Consider the following 5,389-nt stretch of genomic DNA (forward strand, 5'->3'; position numbering starts at 1 on the left):
TAGTACAATAATTTTATTTTAATCCTAAATCTGGTTATTAAAGACTGATTATCTATTGCCTCTCCTGATATGTAGGGAGGCACAATTATTTGTAGGATGGGTTAGCGGTAGCGTAACCCTTGCAGGTGTTGGGTTTCATGCTTCAACCCAACCTACGTTCTGATTATCTATTGCCTCTCCTGATATGTAGCCTATACTCAACGGATATAGTATAACTATCTCTGCCATTACTTTTGAAAAATGCTATAAATTTCCTCGGCAATATTTCTGCTACCTCCGGACTCTCCCACTCTAATTTTGCCATTTTCTAAACATCTGTGTAAATAACGAGAATCTGCCAAAATATCGATAATTTTAACCGCGGCATTTTTAAATAAATTTACCTGGGTGGGTTTCTGTCCAATAGTTATCACCGATTCCCCTAATAAGCGCATTTGTGCCTCAGCAAAAGGGTAGGTAAATTGGGGACCAAATCCGGGTATTTGGATGACGGGTTTTCCTAATCCTACTGCTTGTTCTACTGCTGTCCCCGCCATGGCTAAACAAGCGTCACAATGGTGTAAAATATCGGCAAAAGCATCACGATAACAGCATAATAAAGCCCCATTTTTCTCTAATTTTCCCGCTCCTAAATAATGCCATCCTTCTTGTTTAGCTAAATTTTCTAAGTCGGTTTCTGTGATACTAGGAACGATAGCAGCCCGAAACTGCATCGGTTTAATTTTAACTATTTCCTCACAGACTTGTAACTGTAAAGCTAAATTACTCAAAGCTTCCGGTAAACGACTCCCCGCTAATAAAGCAATCATGGGAATTTGACTATCTAATTCTAAATCTTTACCCGTTGGTGTTAAGACATCCATAATCGGATAACCAGCAAAAATCGCTTTTTTAATCCCCCGATTTTGTAGGTCTGTTGCTGTATATTTATCCCTAGTGAAAACCCTTAAACAATTCTTCGATCTTAAACATAATTCTGTGAGTAAAGGTAATTTAATTGTGCCTTCGTAATAACTGGAAGTAGAAACAATAAAAGCCACAAAAGGACGACCGGTTAAAGAAGCGATCGCAATCGGGACAATATCCCCCACTGCTATCAATAAATCACAATCCTTGCTAACTTTAAAAGCTGCCTGAATTTGTTTAATAGTTAGACCGATTAATCCCGCACCAATATCCTTAATCCAATTAAAAAGATTGGTATAAATAATTCCCCCCGATGGCATAGTAGCAGTGGGGGCAATAATTGGTACGGGCAATTTTTGATAAGCTTTTCCCTCTCCCACAAAAGGCAAAGCAGCTATAGATAATTGAGGCTGAATTTTTTGTAATTCCCCCAGAATTAAACTAGCATTTAAGTCCTCACCATGACCATTACTAAGAAATAAAACCTGTTTAAGCATCGATTTGTTATCCTCTATATTCCCTTGCAGCCAAAGAAACGGCCACTGTCACCGATTTTGCTTCTATTTGCTTGCTTACTAGCAAAGTCTTGCCCATTTTTAAAGCGGCAGCTTCAGCGACGCTAGGGGTTCCCATTTCCTTATTGACAATGGCCGAGGGATTGGGGACATTAATATCTCTCAACTCCTTGGCAGTAAAGGTTTTTAGAGGCAATCCTTTCTCTTGACAGTAGGCAATTAAACCCCGTTCATCAGCTTTGATGTCAAGGGTGGCAATACCAGCAATAGCGGCTAAAGAGAGGTGATAACGCTGAAAAATATCCCTAATTGCCCTATCTATGACTGCTTTCTCCGTCCCACGGATGCAACCTATTCCTAGCCATAATACTCGTCCATACCATTGGTGATGATCAATCCCAATTAAATCGATTGCGGGTGGGTGGAAAGCAGGGGAAGTGCTAGTCAACATTGGTGTTGCCTCTAATTGTCGCGGGATTAGGATTGCCAACGGGGAGAATCACCTTAAGGCTGTTTGCTATTTACACAAGACTACAATATTTTTACTGGTTGAAATTGTTCGCGTTCGTCTAGTTGCCAAGCTTGTAAATCGATCGCTCGTCCTGAAACTACGGAGACAATTAAATAAGTATATCCTGACCAGGCTAATTGGCGATCAATTTCCGAAGGAATGGCGGCATGATCGGGATGGGAATGATAGATACCAATAATTTCTAGCTGGTTTTCCCGCGCCGATTTTTGAGCTTGTAAAAGCACTTCTGGAGCAATACTAAAGCGGTTTTTCCTATTACCTGACCAGTTATTTTCTGTTGCTTGCATGGTGATAACTTCGGCTGCTGTCTCGGTAATTTTTCCCAAGAGTAACCCACAACATTCTTCGGGATAGGTGGATTCTGCGTGGGTGAAAATGCGCTGGTAAATTTGTTCTGTAATCAGGAGCATAGTGGAAAATTTTCAAAACCTATTGATGTTAGTTTGCTTTGGCTATAGGGAACTTGAAAACTGACTGCATCTCAATTTTCGAGAAATATCTATAGGATATTTTGGACGCACGGGATGCGCCCCTACCATTGGCGCAATAATATTATTGTAGAGGCCAATTGCCTTCGCTCTCTTTTAATAACTTCTGCATCGCTGACTCAGGAATAACTTATTCTTGGCCAGTTCCGGCCAGTGTTAAATTGATTAATAGACTCTTTAACTTATCGTCCCCTAACCTTTGCCACTGAATTGATAAATGTCGATCGATTTTCGCAATCTTAATACACTTTGGGGTTCTATTTTAGTCGAAACATTGGCCCGTTTGGGATTGAAGATAGGGGTGGTTTCTCCCGGATCGCGATCGACTCCTTTAACGGTAGCCTTGGCAAGACATCCCCAGATTGAAGCTATTCCCATCTTAGACGAGCGCTCGGCTGCCTTTTTTGCCTTGGGATTAGCCAAACAATTATATCAACCGGTGGTTTTAGTCTGCACTTCTGGCACTGCCACGGCTAATTTTTATCCCGCAGTCATTGAAGCAAAAGAAAGTCATGTCCCTTTATTAATTCTAACCGCCGATCGCCCCCCAGAATTGCGTCATGCTCATGCCGGTCAGACTATCGATCAAGTCAAACTCTACGGTAATTATCCAAATTGGCAAGCGGAAATTAGCTGTCCTAGTGCCAATATCGAGCGTTTACGCTATCTCCGTCAAACCATCATCCACGCGTGGTTGCGCTGTCTCGATCCTGTCCCCGGAGTGGTGCATCTGAACTTACCATTTCGGGATCCCCTCGCACCAACTCCCGATCTAGAAATTAACAATTTAGAGGCTAATTTTGACCAAGAGGCTTTTTTTAGCCATATATCTCGGCAAAATATGCCAATTAACCACTCACTTCTCCAAATTCCTTCTTTACCCCCCAAAGGAATTATCATCGCGGGATTAGCTTCCCCGCAAAACCCCGAAAGTTACTGTCAGGCGATCGCTAATTTAGCCCGATCGCAACAATATCCCGTCTTAGCGGAAGCTTTATCTCCTCTGCGAAACTATGCAGGGTTAAATCCCCATCTCATCACCACCTATGATTTATTATTGCGGAATCCTGCCATTAAAACCCAATTAACCCCCGATGTTGTCCTACAAATTGGCGAATTACCCACCAGCAAAGAATTACGGACCTGGTTAGAAGAAATCGACTGTCCGCGCTGGATTATCGATCCCCATCCCGATAATTACGATCCTCTACAGGGAAAAACCGGACATCTCAGGGGAAATATCGAGCAATTAGGGCATCTATTCCCAGATAAAACCGATAATAACCAAGAATATCGGCAATTATGGCAAAAATTCGACCAGCAAGCTAGATTAACCATCGATCGCCTTTTGGCAGCAGAAACTAAACTGATTGAAGGGAAAATCCCCTGGCTGCTTTCCCAATACCTCCCCCCCCAGACTCCGATCTTCATCTCTAATAGTATGCCTGTTCGCTATGCTGAATTTTTTAACCCGCCTAGCGATCGCCAAATTCGTCCCTATTTTAATCGCGGGGCCAATGGCATCGACGGCAACCTCTCCACTGCGATAGGAATAGCTTATAAAAATGTTCCCAGCCTACTATTAACGGGAGATTTAGCCCTATTACACGATACAAATGGTTTTTTAATCAAAAATTATTTTGTTGGCTCCTTGACCATAATTTTAATCAATAACAAGGGGGGAGGCATTTTCCAACTGTTGCCGATCGCCAAATTTGACCCTCCCTTTGAAGAATTTTTTGCCACTCCCCAAAATATCGACTTTTGCCAACTCTGTCACACCTACGGTATCGATTACCATTTAATCAGCGATTGGACTGATTTTCAGCAAAAAATCGCAGTTTTGCCGGAATCAGGCATAAGATTACTAGAAATATCCTGCGATCGAGCTTTTAATACCCAATGGTTCCTCAGTAATTATGTGTAGGGTGTGGGGTGTGGGGTGTGGGGAAGCTGCCTATTGCCTATTAATTCCCTTTTTGGAGAAAGTGAATACAATAGGTGGAAAGCGCGTTAAAAAAGTCCGATGAATCGACAAAGACGGCAAAAATCAAGACAATTTTCTCTCCCTAGATATTCTATCTTTCCCCCGGAACAATGGCGATCGGGAGTGACTTCTTTGGTGATTAGTTTGGTCTTGTCCCTACTGATTTTAAAACTGAATAGCTCTAGTCTCTCCACTGCAACCATAAATATTTTTAATCCCTCCACTGTGGGGGAGAATTTAGCCGGTAAGAGTCTAGATGAGTCAGAAAAGCAGAAAATCGCCGAATTTTTGCAAATTACCCCGCCAGAAACCGAATTAACCCTCGATCGCACTCCTTTGTTTATTCTCCACGATACAGCTTGGAGTATGACTGCGGGTAACATCGAAGAACAGAAAAAATATGCTCGCGGTCCGATGAAATTGGGTCCCAATGTTTACATCCCCCGCAAAGCGAATTCCAGGGATAGAGATATTTTAGACTCGATCGCCCGGCCTTTTTTTGAACGTCACCGTCCCACTGCCACTTTTTATGAACAAGCGGCCGAAATGCTGCCCGCAGACACCAGAGATCAATTAGTGCGTCAACTGTGGCAACTTACCCCAGAAACTATCCGCGTCAAGGGTTTTGCACTTGCTTTAGAGGGTGTTCCTTTGAGTACGCGATCGGCGACTGAGTTAGAAAAAAGGGCGAGAATTTGGTTAAATACGCCTTCAGAAGCCGTCTTTAGACGTTTAGTCAAAAAATATCCCACAAATTACTTTGATGGGGCAAAAAGCACCGCATTATGGGCAACAGCAGCGATTTGTGATCAGGTATCTCACCCTAATTGCGATCGCTTGCGACCAGTTTTTGCCGAAAGAAATCGTCGGGTTATCGAAAATTTGGGTTAAAACCCCGTCCTTTGAGGACGGCTTTAAGCTAAAATGGAAAAAGCGATAACCAAGCTAAAAACTGAACCTT

General features: G+C 42.5%; 4 protein-coding genes and 1 pseudogene. 2 read left to right on the top strand and 3 right to left on the bottom strand.

Translation table 11 applies throughout. The features are described from left to right. Nucleotides 1-227: 227 nt before the first annotated feature. The 3 genes from BGL89_RS17680 to BGL89_RS17690 form a co-directional block, all read right to left on the bottom strand. Nucleotides 228-1,403 carry a lipid-A-disaccharide synthase-related protein gene (locus BGL89_RS17680; protein WP_286826852.1) on the bottom strand — a complete coding sequence of 392 codons (1,176 nt, stop codon included), beginning with the start codon at nt 1,401-1,403 and terminating at the stop codon, nt 228-230. 7 nt (nt 1,404-1,410) lie between these two features. Beyond that, the gene (locus tag BGL89_RS17685) at nt 1,411-1,869 is read right to left on the bottom strand and encodes a cobalamin biosynthesis protein (protein WP_502692641.1); all 459 of its coding nucleotides are present in this window, start codon (nt 1,867-1,869) and stop codon (nt 1,411-1,413) included. 83 nt (nt 1,870-1,952) lie between these two features. Next, the gene (locus tag BGL89_RS17690) at nt 1,953-2,363 is read right to left on the bottom strand and encodes a M67 family metallopeptidase (RefSeq protein ID WP_286826853.1); all 411 of its coding nucleotides are present in this window, start codon (nt 2,361-2,363) and stop codon (nt 1,953-1,955) included. A 295-nt stretch (nt 2,364-2,658) separates the two neighbouring features. Between BGL89_RS17690 and menD the strand changes: the two genes are divergently transcribed. Continuing rightward, a complete protein-coding gene (gene menD, locus BGL89_RS17695) occupies nt 2,659-4,368 on the top strand; it encodes a 2-succinyl-5-enolpyruvyl-6-hydroxy-3-cyclohexene-1-carboxylic-acid synthase (protein WP_286826854.1) in 1,710 nt (569 codons plus the stop codon). 99 nt (nt 4,369-4,467) lie between these two features. Continuing rightward, nucleotides 4,468-5,313 (top strand): annotated as a pseudogene (locus BGL89_RS17700) (hypothetical protein); the annotation flags it as partial. Between the last annotated feature and the right edge of the window lie 76 nt (nt 5,314-5,389).

The organism is Microcystis sp. LSC13-02, assembly GCA_002282935.1.
GTDB lineage: Bacteria > Cyanobacteriota > Cyanobacteriia > Cyanobacteriales > Microcystaceae > Microcystis.